This is a genomic window from Sorangium sp. So ce119 (assembly GCF_051524405.1).
Classification (GTDB): Bacteria; Myxococcota_A; Polyangia; order Polyangiales; family Polyangiaceae; genus Sorangium; species Sorangium cellulosum_G.
The window spans coordinates 6303635-6323740 of record NZ_CP150310.1 but is presented as its reverse complement, the minus strand read 5'-3'; the positions used below and the strand labels follow the sequence as shown (position 1 = coordinate 6323740).

The following is a 20106-nucleotide window of genomic DNA, read 5'->3' as shown; positions in this document are numbered from 1 at the left end:
TCCTGACGTCTCCCGACGCCCTGCGCGCGCCGCTTGGCACCACGTCGCCTCGGCCCCAGCAGGGACAGGCCCGGAAGACGGGTCACGTGGCGTCCGCCGCCGCGGGGGCAGGAGGGGAGTTCAGGATGAAACGTCGTATCATGCAGCCCTGGAAGGGCGTTGTTCCGGCGGGCGTCGCCGGCGCGCTGCTCGCGCTGATCGGCTGCGCCGATCTCGGCCCCCCCGGGAGGGACGCGGACGACGAGCGGCCGGGGGCAGCGGAGGGCGGCGACGAGGCGCTGGGGGAGGGGAGCGCCGAGGCCACCGCGACCGGCAGGTGCCTCGTGACCGGCTGCAGCCGGCAGCTCTGCGCCGAGAAGCCGACCACGACGACGTGCGAGTGGCGCGACGCCTACGCCTGCTACGCGTCGCACGGCGTCTGCGAGCGCGACGCGGCAGGCCAGTGCGGCTGGCGTCGGACGCCGGAGCTCGCCGACTGCCTGCGCGCGAGGCGGTGAACCGTGGCCAGCTCGTCGACGCCGGCCCGCCAGGACACCGAACAGGCCAAAACCCCGAGAAAATGAACCACAGAGGCACAGAGGGCACAGAGGAAGAGAAAGAGAGAGGAAGAGACAGAACTCGTCCTGATCTCTCTTCTCTTTCTCTCTTCCTCTGTGCCCTCTGTGCCTCTGTGGTTCGACTCTCTTCATTCCTGGGCGTTTCAGCTGATCGGCCGCCAGGCTAGGGCGCCGCCGGCGCGTCCGGGGACGGCTCCGCCGCCCCGGCATCCGCGGCCGGCGCCGGCGGCGGTTCCTCGGTCGCCGGCCGCTGCGCGTCGTTCTCCCGCCTGGCCGCCGCGGTGTCCTCGTGGGCCTCGACCGTGCTCGTCGAGCCCTCGGCCGGCGGCGGCGGCGGGCAGGCCGTCTCCCCGCCCGCCTGCCCCCCGTTCGCGGGGCAGGACGCGGCGGCCTCGGGCGACGGCGCGGTGGGCGACGCCTGCGCCACGAGCAGCGGCGCCTCCACGCCCGCGTCGGACGCGGGCAGCTCCGGCAGCGCGGTCGCCGCCGGGGCCGGCGCCTTCTCGGGCGCGGGGGCGGCCGCGGTGGCCGGCGCCGCGGGGGGAGCGGGCTTCGCGGCGCGCGCCGGGCGCGGCGCCACGGGCGCCGCCGGCGTCACCACGAGCCCGCGCGCCATGCTGGCCGTGAGGGAGCTCCCCTCGGCCGCCGGCTGCGTCGGCGCCGGCGCCGGCGCCTCGGCCACCGTCGCGGCGGGCGCGGCCGGGGGCACCGGCGTCAGCTCGGCGACAGGGCCCGTCGTGACCGGCGCCACGCTCCACGCCGCAGCCCCCGCCATCAGCACGAACCCGGCCGCCGCCACGCGGCGGAACGGGAAGCGCTCTCGCAGCGAGGGCCGCTGCGACGGCGCCCCGGCCCCCCGCAGGTTCCCCATCGAGGTCGCCTCGGACCACGCGCGCTCGCCGCTGTCCTCCAGCGGCTTGCGCCCCGCCGCCATCGGCGCCCTCGGCTCCGCCTCGGCCGGCGCTCGCCGCGCGGACGCCATCGGGAGCTGCAGCTCCATGGGATCGTCGGCGCGGCGCGAGTGCAGCGTCGGCGCGGAGCTCACCACCATCGGCCGCGGCGACGGCGCCGGGACCTGGCTGGTCCGGTCGTCCAGCCACTGCGCGCGCAGCGACGCGCCGCACACGTCCTCCGAGACGCCGCGCGAGAGCAGCCACGTCGCGAGCGCGACGCCGAGCTCCCGCATGCTCCCCCAGCGCTCCGCCGGGTCCTTGCGCAGCCCGCGCTCGATGATCGACCACAGCGCCGGGTCCGCGTCGCACCGCTCGACGAGCGACGGCACCGGGTCCTGGAGGATCGCGCGCAGCGTCCCGAACCCCTGCTCCCCGGCGTACGGCGTCTCGCCCGAGATCGCCTCGTACAGCATCGTGCAGAGCGCCCAGATGTCCGCGCGATGATCGAGCTGGCCCTGCCCGAGCGCCTGCTCGGGAGGCATGTACTGCGGCGTCCCGATCACGGCGGCGCCCGTCGAGCCGGACTCGGGCTCTGTCCAGGTGACCTTCGCGATCCCGAAATCGACGACCTTCGGCTGGAGCCTGCCGTTGCCCTGATCCGCCAGCATCACGTTGTCCGGCTTGAGATCCCGGTGGACGACGCCGCGCTCGTGGGCCGCGTGCATGGCGCTCGCGACCGGCAGCAGGATCGCGATCGCCCACTCGGGCGAGAACCGCTGCTCCCGGCAGAGCACGTCCCGCAGGGCCTCGCCCTCGAGGAGCTCCATCACGATGTACGGCGTGCCGCCCGCGGTCTTGCCGAGATCGAAGACGCGCACGATCCCCGGATGGCTCAGCTTCGCCGCCGCGCGCGCCTCACGGAGCAACCGCTCCGCGATCGCCGGAGAGCGCATCTCCGGTCGCAGCACCTTGATCGCCACGTTCGCCTCGAGCGCGGTGTTCGCGGCGACCCAGACAGAGCCCATCGCCCCCTCTCCCGCCTTGCGGAGGAGCTGGTACTTGTCGCCCACCAACGTGCCGACCTCGAAGAGTTCCCCTAAGGTGTGCTCGTAACCCTGGGTCATGTTGCTCGACATGCGCTCTCCTGCCGCCTGCTCCGGGGCATCCAGCCGCTCACCACGCCACGCCACGCGTTCCACGTCGAAATCTGGAGCATCGCCCATGCCAGAAGTCTGCCTTCGGGGAACACCTGAAACCCCGCGCGGCGCGTGAGCGGCAGCGCGCCTCAGCGAGGCAAGTTGCCACGCGCCCGGGCGCGGTCGAGGTACGCGAGCGCCGTGCCCGCAAAGCACCCTAGATGAAGCTGTCGTAGGGACGCCTGAGCGCGCTGTCGCTCCGGACGTTCTCGGCGCCGGCATACTCGAGGATCATCTCCAGGATCTCGGCGTCTCGCTGCGACTGGGCATGAACGCCGACGAGGATCTCGCCTTGCTGCAAGCCGGTCTCGTAGACGCGCGCGCGGTGCTCGGGGATCCCTGCGGCGACGAGCGCGCCGACGAGCCCGCCCGCCGCGCTGCCCGCGCCGCCGAGCGCGGCCTCGATCGGCCCTGCCGCCACGAGCCCGAGGCCGGGGAACGCCGCGCTCGTGCCGAGCGCCGCGAACGTGACGACGGCCGCCCCCGCGGCCCCGCCCCTGCCGACGTCCGCCGCCTTCGCGCTGGTTCCGCTCTCGACATGCTGGCCGCGCGCGGCGTGACTCATGACGACGCTGATGGTGTCGCGCCTGTATCCACAGCTCATGACGCGCTCAACCGCCCTCTCGGCATCCGCCCGCGTCTGCAGCAGACCGGTCACCAGCTTCACCTTCACGTACCACTCCTTTCCCAGGGGCGTCACCGCGCGGCGCGAACCCTCGCTGTATTCTGGAATCCCACACGGCCAGCAGACGGCGTGCCAGCCGAAATTGCCGCGGATCCCGGGGATCCAGCGTTGTCGGTTGTGGACGGTCGCGCAAGGAGCTGCGCAGAGACGCCACACTGGGGCATCGTTGCAGCGCAGACGAACTGTCCGGCACGCCCGGAGCCGAGCTCGCCGTGGTGAGGGTGGAGAGCGGCGGAGGCGAGCTCAGCGATGCAGCCAGATCCGGAGCAGCGCGAGGAGCTGCTCCGTGTCGACCGGCTTCGAGATGTAGTCGGTCGCGCCCGCCTCGAGGCACTTCTCCCGGTCGCCCTTCATCGCCCTGGCCGTGACAGCGATGATCGGCAGCGTCTGGAACACGGGCCGTTTGCGGATGGCGCGCATGGTGTCGTATCCGTCCATCTCCGGCATCATGATGTCCATGAGGACGACATCGATACCGCTCGTCCGCTCCAGGCGCTCGATGGCGGCCTTGCCCGTGTCCGCGGCGAGGGTCGTCATCCCGTGGCTCTCGAGGACGGTCTTCAGCGCGTAGATGTTGCGGAAATCGTCGTCGACGATCAGCGCGCACTTGCCGGAGAGCGCGGCGGCCGACTCGTGGAGCTGCTCCACGATGAGCCGCTTCGGCTCCGGCAGGTCCGAGAGCCGGCGGTGCAGCGCGAGCGTCACCTCGTCGTAGAGGCGCTCTCGCGACTGGACGTGCTTCACCGGGAGCCGCTGCGCCAGCCGGGCGACCTGCACCTCGTCGTCCCCGGCGATGTCGGCCGGCGTGTACACGATCGCCGTCAGCTCGGCGAAGCGCCCGGCACGGTCGAGGTGGTCGATGAGCTCCAGGCCGGACATGTCGGGCAGGCGCAGCCCGAGCACGAGGGCGTCGAACCCCTCGTGCTGGAGCGCCGCGAGCGCCGCCTGGCCCGTCTCCACGCTCGTGATCGCGATCCCCTCGTCCTGGAGCAGCTCGGCCACGGGGTCGCCCGCGGCCCTGTCCGGCTCGATCAAGAGCAGCCGGCGCCGCGGCGAGTTGACCAGCCCGTCGAGCCGCCCGAACGCGTCGTCGAGCGCCGTCCTGCTGCTCAGCGGCTTGTTGAGCAGCCCGATCGCGCCCATCCGCCGCGCGCGGCACCGCTCCTCTTCCGTCTCCGTCGTGATCACCTGGACCGGGATGTGCCGCGCCTGGAGATCGCGCTTCAGGCAATCGAGCACGCGCCACCCGTCGATGTCGGGCAGGTTGATGTCCAGCGTGATCGCCAGCGGCCGGAGCTCGCGCACGAGCGAGAGCGCGGTCGCGCCGCGGACCGCGACGATCGCCTTGAAGTTGTGCTCCCGCGCGACGTCCACGAGGAACCGCGCGAAGACGGTGTCGTTCTCGACGATCAGGAGCGCGCGGTCGCCCGGGCGCACGTTCTCGCTGTCGTCGATGATCTGGGTGTCGACGACGGCGGACATGCGATCGGACGGCCGGCTGCTGTGGACGGGCTCCTCCTGGACCGCCGGGGCGTCGAGGACGTGCGTCGGCTGCCGCCGCGACGCGCGCACCGGGCGGTAGCTGCGCGGCAGGTAGAGGGTGAACGTGCTCCCGCGGCCCGGCGCGCTGACGAGCACGAGATCGCCGCCGAGCAGCCGCGCGATCTCCCGGCTGATCGCGAGCCCGAGCCCGGTACCTCCGTACTTCCGGCTCGTGCTCCCGTCCGCCTGCTGGAACGCCTCGAAGATGATCTGCTGTTTGTCCGGCGCGATCCCGATGCCGGTGTCGTGGACAGAGAGCGCGATCACCGCGTCGGCGCGGCTGAGCACATCGTTCTCACGGCTCCAGCCCTCGCGGGCCACTGTCACCTCCAGGATCACCCGGCCGCGCTCGGTGAACTTGAAGGCGTTGGAGAGCAGGTTCTTGAGCACCTGCTGCAGCCGCTTCGCGTCGGTGAGCATCGACGGCGGCAGCTCCTGCGCGAAGGCGACCTCGAACTCGAGCTTCTTCGCCTCGGCGACGTGCCGGAACGTGCGCTGCACGTAGTCCGAGAGGTCCTTGAAGCTGATCTCCCCGACGTCGACGACGACCGTGCCCGACTCGATCTTCGAGAGATCGAGGATGTCGTTGATGAGCGCCAGGAGGTCGGTGCCCGACGCGTGGATCGTCTTCGCGAACTCGACCTGCCGCGGGGTGAGGTTCTGGTCGTTGTTCCTGGAGAGCTGGTCCGAGAGGATGAGGAGGCTGTTCAGCGGCGTCCTGAGCTCATGGGACATGTTGGCCATGAACTCCGACTTGTACTTGGAGGTGAGGGCGAGCTGCCGCGCCTTCTCCTCGAGCGCCTGGCGGGCCTGCTCGACCTCGTGGTTCTTCCGCTCGACCTCGACGTTCTGCTCGGCGAGCAGCCGCGCCTTCTCGCCGAGCGCCGCGTTCGTCTCCTGGAGCTCCTCCTGCTGGCTCTGGAGCTCGCGCGCCAGCGACTGGGACTGCTTGAGCAGGTCCTCGGTGCGCATGTTCGCCTCGATCGTGTTGACCACGATGCCGATCGACTCGGTGAGCTGATCGAGGAACGCCTGGTGCGTCGGGCTGAAGCGCTCGAGCGACGCGAGCTCGATGACGGCCTTCACCTGCCCCTCGAAGATCACGGGCATGACGATGATGTTGACCGGGGGCGCCTCGCCGAGGCCGCTCGTGATCGTGATGTAGTCGGGCGGCGCGCTGACGAGGAGGATCTTCTCCTTCTCGAGCGCGCACTGCCCGACGAGCCCCTCGCCCAGCTTGAACTGGTTGTCCACGTGCTTGCGCTGCTTGAACGCGTAGCTCGCGAGCAGCTTCAGGACGGGCTCTTCCCGGGACGAGTCCATGATGTAGAAGACGCCCTGCTGCGCCGTCACGACGGGGGCGAGCTCGGAGAGGATGAGCCGGCCGACGGTGAGCAGATCCTTCTGCCCCTGGAGCATGCGCGAGAACTTGGCGAGGTTGCTCTTGAGCCAGTCCTGCTCGCTGTTCTTCAGCGTCGTGTCCTTGAGGTTCCGGATCATCTCATTGATGTTGTCCTTCAGCGCGGCGACCTCGCCCTGCGCCTCGACCTTGATCGACCGGGTGAGGTCGCCCTTGGTCACGGCGGTGGCGACCTCGGCGATCGCGCGCACCTGCGTGGTGAGGTTCGCCGCGAGCCGGTTCACGTTGTCGGTGAGGTCCTTCCAGGTGCCGGCGGCCCCGGGCACGCTCGCCTGCCCGCCGAGCTTCCCCTCGACGCCGACCTCGCGCGCCACCGTCGTCACCTGGTCCGCGAACGTCGCGAGCGTCTCGATCATGCCGTTGATCGTGTCCGCGAGCGCGGCGATCTCGCCCTTCGCGTCGACGATCAGCTTGCGCTTGAGATCGCCGTTGGCGACCGCGGTCACGACCTTGGCGATGCCGCGCACCTGGTTCGTCAGGTTGCCGGCCATCGAGTTCACGTTGTCGGTGAGGTCCTTCCAGGTGCCGGCGACGCCGCGGACGTCGGCCTGGCCGCCGAGCTTTCCCTCGGTGCCGACCTCGCGCGCGACGCGGGTGACCTCGGAGGCGAAGGAGTTGAGCTGATCGACCATCGTGTTGATGGTGTTCTTGAGCTCGAGGATCTCGCCCTTGACGTCGACGGTGATCTTCTTGGAGAGGTCGCCGTTGGCGACGGCGGTGGTGACGGCGGCGATGTTGCGGACCTGGGCGGTGAGGTTGCCGGCCATCGAGTTGACGGAGTCGGTGAGGTCCTTCCAGGTGCCGGCGACGCCCTTGACGTCGGCCTGTCCGCCGAGCTTTCCCTCGGTGCCGACCTCGCGCGCGACGCGGGTGACCTCGGACGCGAAGGAGCGGAGCTGATCGACCATCGTGTTGATGGTGTCCTTGAGCTCGAGGATCTCGCCGCGGACATCGACGGTGATCTTCTTGGAGAGATCGCCGTTGGCGACGGCGGTGGTGACGGCGGCGATGTTGCGCACCTGGGCGGTGAGGTTGCCGGCCATCGAGTTGACGGAGTCGGTGAGGTCCTTCCAGGTGCCGGCGACGCCGGTCACCTCGGCCTGCCCGCCGAGCTTTCCCTCGGTGCCGACCTCGCGCGCGACCCGCGTCACCTGCGCCGCGAAGGCGCTGAGCTGATCGACCATCGTGTTGATGGTGTTCTTGAGCTCGAGGATCTCGCCCTTGACGTCGACGGTGATCTTCTTGGAGAGATCGCCGTTGGCGACGGCGGTGGTGACGGCGGCGATGTTGCGCACCTGGGCGGTGAGGTTGCCGGCCATCGAGTTGACGGAGTCGGTGAGGTCCTTCCAGGTGCCGGCGACGCCGCGGACGTCGGCCTGCCCGCCGAGCTTTCCCTCGGTGCCGACCTCGCGCGCGACGCGGGTGACCTCGGAGGCGAAGGAGTTGAGCTGATCGACCATCGTGTTGATGGTGTTCTTGAGCTCGAGGATCTCACCCTTGACGTCGACGGTGATCTTCTTGGAGAGATCCCCGGTGGCGACGGCGGTGGTGACGGTGGCGATGTTGCGCACCTGGGCGGTGAGGTTGCCGGCCATCGAGTTGACGGAGTCGGTGAGGTCCTTCCAGGTGCCGGCGACGCCGCGGACGTCGGCCTGCCCGCCGAGCTTTCCCTCGGTGCCGACCTCGCGCGCGACGCGGGTGACCTCGGCGGCGAGCGAGCTGAGCTGATCGACCATCGTGTTGATGGTGTCCTTGAGCTCGAGGATCTCACCCTTGACGTCGACGGTGATCTTCTTCGAGAGATCGCCTTTCGCGACGGCGGTGGTGACCGTGGCGATGTTGCGCACCTGGGCGGTGAGGTTCGACGCCATCGAGTTGACGGAGTCGGTGAGGTCCTTCCAGGTGCCGGCGACGCCCTTGACGTCTGCCTGGCCGCCGAGCTTTCCCTCGGTGCCGACCTCGCGCGCGACGCGGGTGACCTCGGAGGCGAAGGAGTTGAGCTGATCGACCATCGTGTTGATGGTGTTCTTGAGCTCGAGGATCTCGCCCTTGACGTCGACGGTGATCTTCTTCGAGAGATCCCCGGTGGCGACGGCGGTGGTGACGGCGGCGATGTTGCGCACCTGGGCGGTGAGGTTGCCGGCCATCGAGTTGACGGAGTCGGTGAGATCCTTCCACGTCCCCGCGACGCCCTTCACCTCGGCTTGCCCGCCGAGCTTGCCCTCGGTGCCGACCTCGCGCGCGACGCGGGTGACCTCGGAGGCGAAGGAGCGGAGCTGATCGACCATCGTGTTGATGGTGTCCTTGAGCTCGAGGATCTCGCCCTTGACGTCGACGGTGATCTTCTTCGAGAGATCGCCGGTGGCCACGGCGGTGGTGACGGCGGCGATGTTGCGCACCTGGGCGGTGATGTTGCCCGCCATCGAGTTGACGGAGTCGGTGAGATCCTTCCAGGTGCCGGCGACGCCCTTGACGTCGGCCTGCCCGCCGAGCTTTCCCTCGGTGCCGACCTCGCGCGCGACGCGGGTGACCTCGGAGGCGAAGGAGCCGAGCTGCTCGACCATCGTGTTGACGGTCTTGGCCGTCCGGAGGAACTCGCCGTCGAGCGGCCTGCCGTCCACCTCGAGGGCCATCGTCTGCGAGAGGTCGCCCTTGGCGACCGCCCCGATGACGCGCGCCGTCTCGGCCGTGGGGTGGACGAGATCGCCGATGAGCGCGTTCATGCACGCGATCGCGTCGGCCCAGGCCCCGTTCACCTCGCCGATGAAGGCGCGCTGCGAGAGCTTGCCCTCCTTGCCCACCACGCGGCTCAGGCGCTGGAGCTCTCGCGCCATCTTGTCGTTGAGCTCGACGACGTCGTTGAACGTGTCCGCGATCTTCCCGTCGAGCCCCTCCAGATCGGGGGGCAGCCGCACCGAGAAATCGCCCTTCTTGAGCGCCGTCAGCGACAGCAGCAGCGTCCGCCGGTCGATCCCGCCCTGCTCGACGGCCGGCGCGGCGCGGGCGACGCTGACCGCCGGGGCCTTCTTCGCGCGCGCGGCGCCGTGCAGCCCGTCCCCTGACGCGCCCTTCTTGGTCTTGCCGTTGCCAGCTCTCGTCCTGCGGGCCGCCTTGTCGAGGTCGCTTCGCTGCTCCATGCCGCTGTTCTCCTGGCCCCGCCTGCGAGCGGGGCCGATCTTTCAAGGGAAACGAGAGCGCGCCCCGGACACGGAGGTGTCCCGGAGCGCCGCAAGCGGTCGGGCCGGAGGCCCGCGCGTCGCCTTCGCTGGGTGCCCGCGCATCGCCGCGAGGCGGGGAGAGGACGGCTGGAGGACAGGCCCTCTCGCCTGGTGGGCAGAACCCTCGATCGCCTCGAGCAGGGCGGGCCTTTGCGGGCCGCTCGCGCCGCCGAAGGGCAGGGCTCTCGCTGCCCGACCGCGAAGATTCCGTCGGGTCTCATCGATGTTCAGGCTTCGGTGCACGATGCGCGTCCGCACCCACCGCACGACAGCATGGGTTCGTATACTACGCAGGCGCGCAGCCGGGCAAGCTTCGCGCCGCGCGCGTCGCGCGCTTTGCCTGTCGTGCGCCGTCGGGCCAGGTGTGTGGCGAGCAGGCCCGCGCTGCCACGCTGTCAGAGCGCCGTGAGGGCAGCCGTGCGCGGGGAGAGAGGGGGCGAGGCGCGCTGACTCAGGCGACGTCGGCCTTCGTCGTCCGGCGCTTCGGTGGGAGAGAGCTCGGCTTCTTCCGTGGCGTGACGATGCAGTAGCGCCCTGCCTCTCCCACCTTCTCGTGGACGCCCGACTCCAGCGCCTGCCGCCCTGGCGCCAGCGGCGGCAGCCATCGCGACACGCTCGCGAGGCACGAGGGGCGCTCGGGGAAGGGCGAGTGACGGGGGCGCGGCCGCTCCGAGGCCGCATCGTAGGGGCGCTCCGGACTCGCGTCCTGCGCCCGCTCTACACCTGCGTCGACGGGCCGCTCCGGGGCCGCGACAGCGTCGAGCGCTCGCTCGGACAGGGAGCCGTGCGGCGGCCGCTCGGAGGGCACGGTGTGCGGCGGCCGCTCCGTGAGCGCCGCGTGCGGCGGCCGCTCGGACGGCGGGCCGTGCGGCGGCCGCTCCGTGAGGGCGCCGTGCGTCCCGTCGAGCGAGGCGCCGTTCTGCGCAGGGTGCATGCCGGACGATGCGCGCCGCTTCGCGGTCGTCGCCGCGATCCGGAGCCGGAGATCCTCGACGTGCCTCGCGAGCCGCTCGGTCTCTTCCGTGAGCCGCGTGAAATCATCGACCTGGCTTCTGCGCTCTGACATAAACGAGTCCTTTGCTGCGTTTATCAGCCGATCTCGACTCTCTGACTCGCGTCCGTGCACATCACATGCCGAGCGAGCACAGGACGCTTGAACGGAACGTGCAAGGCGGAGCAGAGCGACGGTGTGGCGGACTGCCGCATCGTGGCAAAGGTGCCTCCACCCTGTAATCGCGATCTCTGCTGCAGGCCAGCGCGACGAGCGGAGAGCGGCCAGAAAGCGCGGGGGCGGAATCGGCGGCACGGCCTGTGCCATGGCGAGGCCGCACACACGATGGATGAGCCCGGCGCGCTTCAATGCGTCACGGACCGTCCGCCGGGCCGGCGAACGCGTCATGCGTCTGGGGCTCGGGGGGCCGGGCCGGAGGCGCGCCGCGGACTGGCGGGTTGAAGGAGCAGATCCATGCAGAACTCGGTCTTCGAATCGCTCGGTGCCCGGCTGGGGATCCCGGCGGATGGCCTGTGGCCGTGGGTGATCGTGGCGGCGAGCGTTCCGGTCGGCCTCGGGCTCGCGCGGCTCGTCGTGCACGCGTTCCGGCGCGCCGCCTCGCTCGTCGTGCGGAGGACGGCGACGCCGTGGGACGAAAAGACGCTCGACGCGGCAATTGGCCCCATGACGCTTTGCCTCGGCGTGATCTTGACGGCAGGCCTCGCCAAGATGACGCGGCTCGGCCAGGAGCTCGTGGCCGATCTGCGGCCGCTCCTCTCGGCGCTGTTCATCGGCGGGGTGGCGTGGCTGCTCATGCGCGTCGTGGGGATCCTCTCCGAGGTGCTGGACGCGCGCGCCCTGCGGCACCTCGAGGAGGGGAGCGAGTCGTCGCGCGGGCTGCGGACCCAGGCGCGCGTGCTCGAGCGGGTCGCGCGCGTGATCATCGTGATCGTCGCGGGCGCGCTCGTGCTCCTGAACTTCGAGACCGTGCGGAACGTCGGTGTCTCGCTCCTGGCGTCGGCCGGCATCGCGGGCGTCGTGCTCGGCCTGGCCGCGCAGAAGCCGGTCGGCGCGATCCTGTCCGGCCTCCACATCCTGTTCACGCGCCCCATCGATCTCGGCGACAAGGTGGTGGTGGACGGGCAGTTCGGGACCGTCGAGGAGATCCGCCTGACGCACGTGGTCATGAAGATCTGGGACGAGCGGCGGCTCATCATCCCGACCGCGCGGCTCCTGGACCAGTCGTTCGAGAACTGGACGAAGCACGGCGCGGAGAAGCTCGGCACCGTCGAGATCTACGTGGATTACCGGACGCCCGTGGAAGCTATCCGCCAGCATTTCGAGTCCATCCTTCCGAACAGCGAGCTCTGGGATGGGCGCGTGAAGGCCGTCCAGGTCACGAACGTGTCAGAGCGCACCATCGAGGTGCGGTTTCTCGTTTCATCGAGCGACTCGGGGAAGCTGTTCGATCTGCGGTGCTGGGTGCGCGAGGAGATGCTGCGCTGGGTGCGGGAGCTCGAGGACGGCCTGTTCCTGCCGCAGGAGCGCTTCACGCGGGCGTCTCCCGCCGCCGAGGCGGTCGAGCGGCGTGGGCCGGCCTCGGGCGGCCGCGCGCGGCGGGCGGGAGGGATGGACGGGGTCGCCGGTGTGACGACGTGACGGAGCGCGCCTGCTACGTAGCGTAACGCCACACCGCGACATCCGGCCATGCCGCATTGTTGGCGTGCTCATCCAGCGCGTCGCGGCCCCGTGAACTCCCCGCCTCACGCCCGTCGACTCGACGACAGCCCGAGGTGCGGAACAGGTCATCACGCCCGATCGCCGTCCGCCGCGCAGCGCGAGGCCATGTTTTGCTCCTCACGTGGAGCAGGAAAGCGGCACACGCTTTGCAGTGAGTGTAGAAAAAGTCCGCGACATTGCCCGTCGGCCGTCGACCGCGCGACGAGGTTCTCGCCATGCCCCCGAGGGGGAAGGGGGCGGTGGCAGGTCGGAACTGCCCTCCCGCCATGCGCAGCGTTCTGCGCGAGAACCCAGGAGCAATGCGCCATGAATTGGGTCATCAGGGTCACGCGGATTGGCGGTATTGAAGTCGTTGCCCACGCGGCGTTCGGCCTGCTCATCCCGCTCGGTGCGCTCCAGTGGGGGGCGCGGCACGGCGGGGGCGGCGCGCTCTTCGGCTGCGCGCTCGGCGCGGCGCTGCTCGCGTGCGTGGCGCTGCAGGCGCTCGTGCACGGGGTGGTCGCGCGGCAGCTCGGGCTCGGTCTGAGCGAGGTCCTGCTCTCGCCGCTGGGCGCGGTGGCGCGGCGCGCGCGCCCCGTTGCTGGCTGGACGCAGGGCGGCGCGCTCGGCCTCGCCGCGAACTTCGCGCTCGCGGCGCTGTTCTTCGTGGCGGTCGACGGGCAGCGCGGGGCGGAGGAGCTCCGGTGGGCGTCGGTGCTGCAGGCCGCCGAGGCGCCCTCGCGTGAGGCGGCGCTCGTGTGGGTCGCGAGCGCGAACCTCGGCATCGCGACGCTCGGCCTGCTGCCGGCGCTGCCGCTCGAGGGCGGCCGCCTGCTGCGCGAGGCGCTCTCGCCGCTCACGGGCACCTGGCTCGCGACCTCGATGGCGGCGACGCTCGGTCAGGCGATGGCGGCGGTGCTGTTCTTCATCGCGCTGTTCGGCGGTCAGGTCCTGATCGCGGGGCTGTCGGCGCTCCTCTTTCTGGGGGCGCGGCGGGAGTGGAGCGCGGCGCAGGCGGTGATGGCGCCTGTCGAGGTCACCGAGTGCCGTCCGCTCGTCGAGGGCAGGGCGGTCCAGCTCTGGCCTGGCGAGCTCGTGGGCGACGCCGCGCGGCGCATCCTGGCGAGCCAGGAGCCGGATTTCCCGGTGGTCTACGAGGACCGCGTGATCGGGATCGTGACGCGAACGGACGTGATGCGCGCGCTGGCTTCTGGCGAGGAGGGGTCGTTCATCGCCTGGATCATGCGGTGCGACGTGCCCAGGGTGGCGGCGGACGTGCCGCTCGACGAGGTGGGGCGGAAGATGGTGGAGAAGAACACGCCGGTGGTGGCGGTGTTCGATGGGGAGAGCTATCTGGGGCTCGTCAAGCACTCGGATATCGCGGGGGCGCTCACGCGGGGGCGCGGTGGGCGGCTGGGGAGGATTCACCTGGCGGCGGCCCAGGCTGGTTGACCGGCAGCCCGGCCCCACGGGACGGAGCTTGTCGCGCGGGGCGGGGGATGGGCAGACTCGCGGGTGCCATGAGTCCTCCGGCGGTGCCGGAGGACTCATGGCTATTTCGCTCAGACAACCGCCTGTCCCCCGCCTCGCGGGACGCCGAGGAATCCCCTCGAATTCTTCGGAAAAATCACAGGGAGGCGGGGAGGAAAATCTTCACATACTCCCCGCCTCCCCGCCTCCCTGTTCAATTTCTCCGCTGATGCTGCTGCTGATGAGGGGATTCCTTCGCGCGACGTGCTCCGTCTCCTGGGGCCTACGATCCTCGTGAAGGGGGGAAGCGACAGCTGCGCGGGACGACTCAGGCTTGATGACGGCGCAAGCGAAACGCCCCGCCCCGGGGGACGGGGCGGGGCGTTCTTGGCTCGCCCTGTGGCGGAGCCTCAATCGCTGCGCACGAAATTGAGCTTGAAGGAGACCACGAGCACGAGCGCGTCCTGACTGATGCGACGCTTGCCCCAGGCGACCCCGATGTGCAGCCCATCGATCGGCTCGAGGTTGGAGGGGAGACCCACGGTGTGCGTGAGCGTCTTCGTGAAGTTCCACTCAGGCTTCTTGTTCGCGAGCGCCGAGTTGACGGCCTTCATGATCGTGTGGTCGATGATCGAGGGGATGCCGCGGATGTCGGCCTCCTCGAGCTCGACGTTGAACGCGAGGACGTTTCCACTGTTCTTCTCCACGATCTCGGGGGAGATGAGGACCTTGAGCTCATCGAGCTTGACGGTGGGGCTCACGACCGGGATAGACCACTTCAGCTCCGCAGGACAGTTGACGCGCAGGCCCATGTCCTCGACCAGCGTGATCTCGGTCGGCTTGCCCAGGTAGAGCCAGCGGTCCGTCTTCTCGTCATCGTCCAGGTGGATTTTCACGGGGAGGAACTCGCCCAGAATCTGGACGAGATCCTCCCGCGTGATGATGGCTTCGAGCCACACGTGCAGCGCCTCAGCTCAGGTGGTGACCGCTCTCGCCGCCCTGCCGCCCGCCTTCGATGCCGTAGTGCGAGTTCCCCGTCTCGGACGAGGAGACCGCGCCCTTCACCGCGTCGACAGCGCCGCCGACCTTGCTCTGGACCTGGCGCTCGGCCTGCTCGACCCCGCGGGTCGCCTGGCGCTTGAGGCCGTCGAGGCGGGTCAGGATGTCACGGCGGAGCGCCTCGCCGGACGTCGGCGAGAGCAGCATGGCCACGCCCGCGCCCACCGCGACGCCGGCGCCGAAGTACGCGAGGGTCGCGAGCGGGCTGCGCCTGCGCGCCAGCCCGACCCAGCCGAGCACGTCGTCGAAGCCGAGCGCCCCGATCGTCGCGGCGATCCCCGCGGCCGCCTTCGCGACGTCGAACGCCGTCGTCTTGGCGGTCGTGGCAGCGCCGACGGCGCCGACGGCCGCCGTCTCGTACACACCCTTTGCAGCCCCCACAGCGTCATTCAGTCGGTTCGTCATGGCTCTTGTCTCCTTGTGACGGACATGACGTCCGCCGGTTCGTGACGGCAGTCATTGCAGACTCCGGACCAACTCCCAGACCCTGCTGCACGGCCCGCTTGTCCCCGCAGCGGCCGCCCACCCCATGACGCCCCCGTGACGAAATGCCACATCTGTCGTGACGCGCCCCGGTGCATCGCGCACCTCGCGTACCAGAACGCCCCCGCGTCGCCCGCCGCCACCGCCACAAACGGAAACAGGGTTATCCGGAAGAAGAACGGTGTGCGTATCGAGCGAGCCAGGTCCACCCTGAGCGCCCTCGACGCTGAGCCCAGCCGCCGCCAAGCGAGAGGCTGAGCCCAGCCGTCGCCGAGCGAGAGGCTGAGCCCAGCCGCCGCCGAGCGAGAGGCTGAGCCCAGCCGCCGCCGAGCGAAAGGCTGAGCCCAGCCGCCGCCGAGCGAAAGGCTGAGCCCAGCCGCCGCCGAGCGAAAGGCTGAGCCCAGCCGCCGCCGAGCGAAAGGCTGAGCCCAGCCGCCGCCGAGCGGGGCGCGCCCGCACAGGAGACGGGCCCAGATCGGCGTTTTCGGCGCACAGGCGTACTTCAGTACGCCGAGCACCGAAAACGTCGAGATGGGCCCGTATCCGCAGCGGGCGCGCCCCGCTCACTGGGGGGAGTGGACGATGCCTACGAGCACGACGTCGACGCGACGGTCGTAGCCGTAGGAGTACATCGGCTGCGTGCCGACCGCCTCGGCGGCGCCGGTCGCGCGCACCGTGACGCGGTCCGCAGGGATGCCCTCCGCCACAAGGATCTCCTTCACCCGCTGGGCGCGGCGCAGCGAGAGATCCTGGTTGTACGCCTGCGTGCCGCGGGGATCGGCCCGGCCGACGAGCTCTATCCGCGCGTTGCTCAGGTTCGAGGAGAGCAGGCAGTCGACCACCGCCCGGAGCTCACGATGCTCCTGAGGCAACGGCTCGGCAGAGTCGAAGGCGAAGTTCGTCTTGGGCAGCCGGCAGACATCGGCGATGTCCGCCCCGAGCGTGAGCCCGATCAACCGATCCTCGCCCTCCCTCAGATCGGGCCACTCCACCTTGTAGACACCGTCGGGGCCGGGGTTGGGCATCCTCGGCTCCGCGACCGCCGATTGCGCCGGCGCCGGGGGCGCAGCGCACGCAGCGAGAAGAGACACCGCCAGCGCGCCCAGGAGACTCCTGGGCAGTTTGAACATCGACATCACGAACACCCTCCTTCCCGAGGTCCGCGGCGTGTGCAGCGGGACACGACGCCACAAGAGAAGGAGCCGTGGCTCACCGCCCCGCCATCACCGGCGCTCGCCTCGCATCAAGCCGCTTGTTGTTCCGAGGAGGTGTGTTCAAACTTCGTGCCGGGCTCGAGGACGCGGCGTGTCGGCGCCCGGCGCGGCCCGTGACGCACGCCCGTGGCCCGCGCCGCCGGCCTCACGCGCGGCCGACCCAGGGATCATCCGGGCGAGGAAGGCTCCCGCGCCTCGAGCTTCGGCCAGGTGAACCGGAACGTGGCGCCGGCGCCGACCGAGGACTCGACCCACGCGCGCGCGCCCTTGCTCTGGACGATCTTCTGCACGACCGACAGCCCGATGCCGGTGCCCTCGACCTTGTCCCGCGCCTTCAGCGTCTGGAAGATGCCCCAGATGCGATCGTGGTACTCGGGGGCGATGCCCGAGCCGTTGTCGGAGACCGAGAACTCCCAGAACGCGCCGGCGTCGCGCGAGGAGATCCGGACCTCGGGATCGGCGCGCCCGGCGTGCTTCAGCGCGTTGCTGATGAGGTTCAGGAACGTCTGCTGGAGCGGCGCGCGCTCGGTGACCACCACGGGCATGTCCGGGGCGATCTCCACCCGCGTCTCCGGCGGGGGCGCGAGCAGCTCGACGATCTCCCGGAGGAGCTTGCCGACGTCGATCGCCTCGGGCTTCTCCCGGACGCGGCCCGCGCGCGAGTAGCTCAGGATCCCGTCGATCAGGTTCTCCAGCCGGTGGACGCGCCCGCGGAGCAGGTCGAGCTGCTTGCGGCTCTCCGCCGTCATCTTGTCGCTCAGGTCCTCCTCGATCCACTGCGAGAGGTTGGCGATGCCCCGCAGCGGCGCCTTGAGGTCGTGGCTCGTGACGTAGGCGAACTGATCGAGCTCCTTGTTGCTGCGCTCGAGCGCCTGGACGAGCCGCTGCCGCTCCTCCTCGGCCCGCTTCTGATCGTCGATGTCCGTGTAGGTGCCGAACCACCGGACGATGCGGCCCGCGCCGTCGCGCGCGGCGACCGCCCGGCCGATGAACCAGCGGTAGACGCCGTCCGCGCGCCGGAGGCGGGACTGGCTCTCGTACGGCTCGCCCGTGCGCAGCGCCTGCCGCCAGCTCTCGATCGCCTGCTCGTGCTCCTCGGGGTGGATGATCCGGCTCCAGCCCTCGCCGCCCGTGTCCTCGGGGGTGAGCCCCGTGTAGTCGTACCAGCGCTGGTTGAAATACTCGTGGTGGCCGTCCGGGCGGTTCGTCCACACGAGCTGCGGCATCGTCTCGGCGAGCAGCCGGAACTGCGCCTCGCTGTGCTTCAGCTCCTCCGCGAGCGTCTCGACCTCCTTGCGCACCGTGACCTCGCGCTCGAAGAGGAGCGCGTTGTCGACGCTGAGCGCGGCGCGCCGCGCGAGCTCCTCGGCGAACTGCACGTCGGTCTTCGTGTAGCGCCGGCCCGACTCCGCGTGCACGAGCGTCATCGCGCCGAGGACGCGCCCGCGCGCCGCCAGCGGCACCACCACCGACGAGCGGAGGCCGAGCTCGCGGGCGATCCGGAGGTGCTCCTCGTCCCGGGCGATCGAGACCAGCAGCGCGTCCGTGATCTCGGGCACCCACTCGGTCTGGCCGGTCCGGAGCACGTTCGGCACGCCGGTCGGCGACGCGGGGTCGACCGGGTACCGGTCCTCGATCTGCCGGACGAACGCCACCTTCTCCGCGTCGGCGTGCTGGACGGCGACGCGCTGGATGACGCCGTCCTGCCCCTGGATGTCGACCGCGCACCAGTCGGCGAGGAGCGGCACGACGAGCCGGGCGAGCTGCCCGAGCGTCTCGCGGAAGTCGAGCGAGGACGAGAGGATCTCGCCCGCGCCGGCGAGCAGGCTGACGTTCGCCTCGGCGCGCTTGCGCTCGCTGATGTCGAGCACGTAGGTGAGGTTGCGCCGCTGCGTCTCGATCCGCGCCGAGCCGACGAGGACCGCGACGCGCTTGCCGTCCTTGCGGATGTACTCCTTCTCGAACTGCTTCGTGACGCCGTGGGCGCTCAGCTCGTTCACCGCGTCGTGGTGCACGTGCTCGTACTCCGGCGGCGAGAGCTGCTGCCACCGGAGGAGCCCCTCCTTGAGGTCCTCGCGGGTGTAGCCGACCATCGAGAGGAAGCAGTCGTTCGCCTCGATGACGCGCCCCTCGTAGTCGCTGAAGAGCAGGCCCATCATGCTCGTGTCCATGATGCGCCGGAACACCTCGTCGCTCGCCTGCCGCTCGAGCTGGCGGAGCGCCGCCTCCTGCCGCTTGATCTGCTCGGCCCTGCGGTGCAGCTCGACGAAGACGGCCACCTTGGCGCGCAGGATGTCGGGATTGAACGGCTTGACGACATAATCGACCGCGCCCTGCGCGTAGCCGCGATACAGCCGGTCCTCGTCCTCCGGCAGCCCCGAGATGAAGATGATCGGGGTGTGCCTCGCCTGATCGAGCCCCCTCACGCGGGCGGCCGTCTCGAAGCCGTCGATACCGCGCATCTTCACGTCCATGAGGATGAGCGCGAACTCCTCGCGGGTGAGGTGCTCGAGCGCCTCCTCGCCGGATTGCGCGGTGACGAGCCGCTGGCGCAGCGGATCGAGCACGGCCTCGAGGGCGAGGAGATTCGGGCGGTGATCGTCGACGAGCAGAATGCTCGCGACGGGCTCGGAGGGCGTGGAGGGCTTGGAAGAAGCGGAGGGGAGCGGGGCGCCAGGCGGGAGCGGGGCCTTCATGATCTGGGGGCTCAGCCCTGGCTTGCGGTCGGGCATAACGATGACGGTTAACGGCGCCCGGAGCGTCTGGCAAGCGAAAGCGGCGCTCGCACGGCCGGGTCGAATTCTCCAGCTTGTGCGGTCCGGCGGCGCCGGACGGGGCTGACGTCGCCACGCTGTGGCGAACCGTCTCGCGCGCCGGACGAAGTCGGCTGGTGGCCGCGTCGGGCCGCGCCGCGGCAGCCGGCCGCCCGTGGCTGGCATGGGGCCTGCTGGACGTGGGGACTGGACGACCGATCGAGAGACTGTCGAGGGATCACCCATGCGATTCGAACTCAAGCTGGCCTGTCTCGTCGGCGCGCTCGCCGGCGCGCTGTCGCCTTCGCTCGCGGAGGCGGCCGACGGCGCGGGGCTCTTCGCGCTGCCGCCGAGCCGGCTTGACGCGGCGGATCGCGCGGCGATGCCGGCTCCGGAGCCGCCTGGAACGTCTGGAAGGACGATCAAGGCGCTGATCGCGCGCGCGGTGATGTCCACCATGGCGCCGCCGCCGTCGGAGATGCGCGTGGCGCCGCTTGTGAGCCAAGGTGGCGGCGGCGGGCTCCGTCTGGTCCTCCCTGTGTGCGAGGACGGCTGTTCGCGCTACGCGTCGCGCGGAGTCCTCCTGGTCACGCCGCGGACGCCCGACTCGCCGATGGCGTGGCTCGCCGCGGTGAGCAACCGCGTGGCGCAGCCGACCGACGGGCCGCCCGGCCTCGCGGCGCTCCGCGAAGAGGCCCGCAACGCGCGCGCGAAGGTGCCCCAGGAAGAGGAGGGCGCGCTGCCCGAGTAGGGCGCGCCGCGCGCGGAGCGGGGGAGTGCGCGCCGGGGAGAGCGCCTGTCGCCGCGGCGGCGCGGCGAACGATGAGTCCGCATCATGGCGAGGGGCCGAGTCGGCGCAGGGGCGATGTGGCGCGACCGCAGCTCTCGGATCACCACCTTTCCGGA

Annotated in this window: 12 protein-coding genes; 4 read left to right on the top strand and 8 right to left on the bottom strand. The window is 70.7% G+C overall.

What is annotated here, in order from left to right; translation table 11 throughout:
- Positions 1-125 precede the first annotated feature (125 nt).
- Positions 126-497, top strand: coding sequence for a hypothetical protein (locus WME76_RS23875; RefSeq protein ID WP_437954588.1), 372 nt, complete (start codon positions 126-128; stop codon positions 495-497).
- A 223-nt stretch (positions 498-720) separates the two neighbouring features.
- Here WME76_RS23875 and WME76_RS23870 read toward each other — a convergent pair whose 3' ends face one another.
- The 4 genes from WME76_RS23870 to WME76_RS23855 all read right to left on the bottom strand — a co-directional run bounded on the left by WME76_RS23870 (position 721) and on the right by WME76_RS23855 (position 10577).
- The gene (locus WME76_RS23870) at positions 721-2586 is read right to left on the bottom strand and encodes a serine/threonine-protein kinase (RefSeq protein WP_437954587.1); all 1866 of its coding nucleotides are present in this window, start codon (positions 2584-2586) and stop codon (positions 721-723) included.
- Between the two features lie 217 nt (positions 2587-2803).
- Complete coding sequence (locus tag WME76_RS23865; protein ID WP_437954586.1) at positions 2804-3346, bottom strand: hypothetical protein; 543 nt, start codon at positions 3344-3346, stop codon at positions 2804-2806.
- A gap of 228 nt (positions 3347-3574) precedes the next feature.
- A complete protein-coding gene (locus tag WME76_RS23860) occupies positions 3575-9430 on the bottom strand; it encodes a HAMP domain-containing protein (RefSeq protein WP_437954585.1) in 5856 nt (1951 codons plus the stop codon).
- Positions 9431-9962: 532 nt separating this feature from the next.
- Positions 9963-10577, bottom strand: a complete 615-nt coding sequence (locus WME76_RS23855; protein ID WP_437954584.1) for a hypothetical protein — start codon at positions 10575-10577, stop codon at positions 9963-9965.
- Between the two features lie 399 nt (positions 10578-10976).
- Between WME76_RS23855 and WME76_RS23850 the strand changes: the two genes are divergently transcribed.
- Together WME76_RS23850 and WME76_RS23845 are read left to right on the top strand one after the other, a co-directional pair.
- A complete protein-coding gene (locus tag WME76_RS23850) occupies positions 10977-12161 on the top strand; it encodes a mechanosensitive ion channel family protein (RefSeq protein ID WP_437954583.1) in 1185 nt (394 codons plus the stop codon).
- 387 nt (positions 12162-12548) lie between these two features.
- Complete coding sequence (locus WME76_RS23845) at positions 12549-13673, top strand: CBS domain-containing protein (RefSeq protein WP_437954582.1); 1125 nt, start codon at positions 12549-12551, stop codon at positions 13671-13673.
- Positions 13674-14101: 428 nt separating this feature from the next.
- Here WME76_RS23845 and WME76_RS23840 read toward each other — a convergent pair whose 3' ends face one another.
- The 4 genes from WME76_RS23840 to WME76_RS23825 form a co-directional block, all read right to left on the bottom strand.
- Positions 14102-14650: a hypothetical protein gene (locus WME76_RS23840; protein ID WP_061618929.1), complete on the bottom strand. Its 549-nt coding sequence runs from the start codon at positions 14648-14650 to the stop codon at positions 14102-14104.
- Positions 14651-14660: 10 nt separating this feature from the next.
- Positions 14661-15155 carry a YtxH domain-containing protein gene (locus tag WME76_RS23835; protein ID WP_437954581.1) on the bottom strand — a complete coding sequence of 165 codons (495 nt, stop codon included), beginning with the start codon at positions 15153-15155 and terminating at the stop codon, positions 14661-14663.
- 641 nt (positions 15156-15796) lie between these two features.
- A complete protein-coding gene (locus tag WME76_RS23830; RefSeq protein ID WP_437954580.1) occupies positions 15797-16258 on the bottom strand; it encodes an OmpA family protein in 462 nt (153 codons plus the stop codon).
- A gap of 356 nt (positions 16259-16614) precedes the next feature.
- Positions 16615-19143, bottom strand: coding sequence for a PAS domain S-box protein (locus tag WME76_RS23825; protein ID WP_437954579.1), 2529 nt, complete (start codon positions 19141-19143; stop codon positions 16615-16617).
- A 301-nt stretch (positions 19144-19444) separates the two neighbouring features.
- Between WME76_RS23825 and WME76_RS23820 the strand changes: the two genes are divergently transcribed.
- Positions 19445-19951: a hypothetical protein gene (locus WME76_RS23820; protein ID WP_437954578.1), complete on the top strand. Its 507-nt coding sequence runs from the start codon at positions 19445-19447 to the stop codon at positions 19949-19951.
- Positions 19952-20106 lie beyond the last annotated feature (155 nt).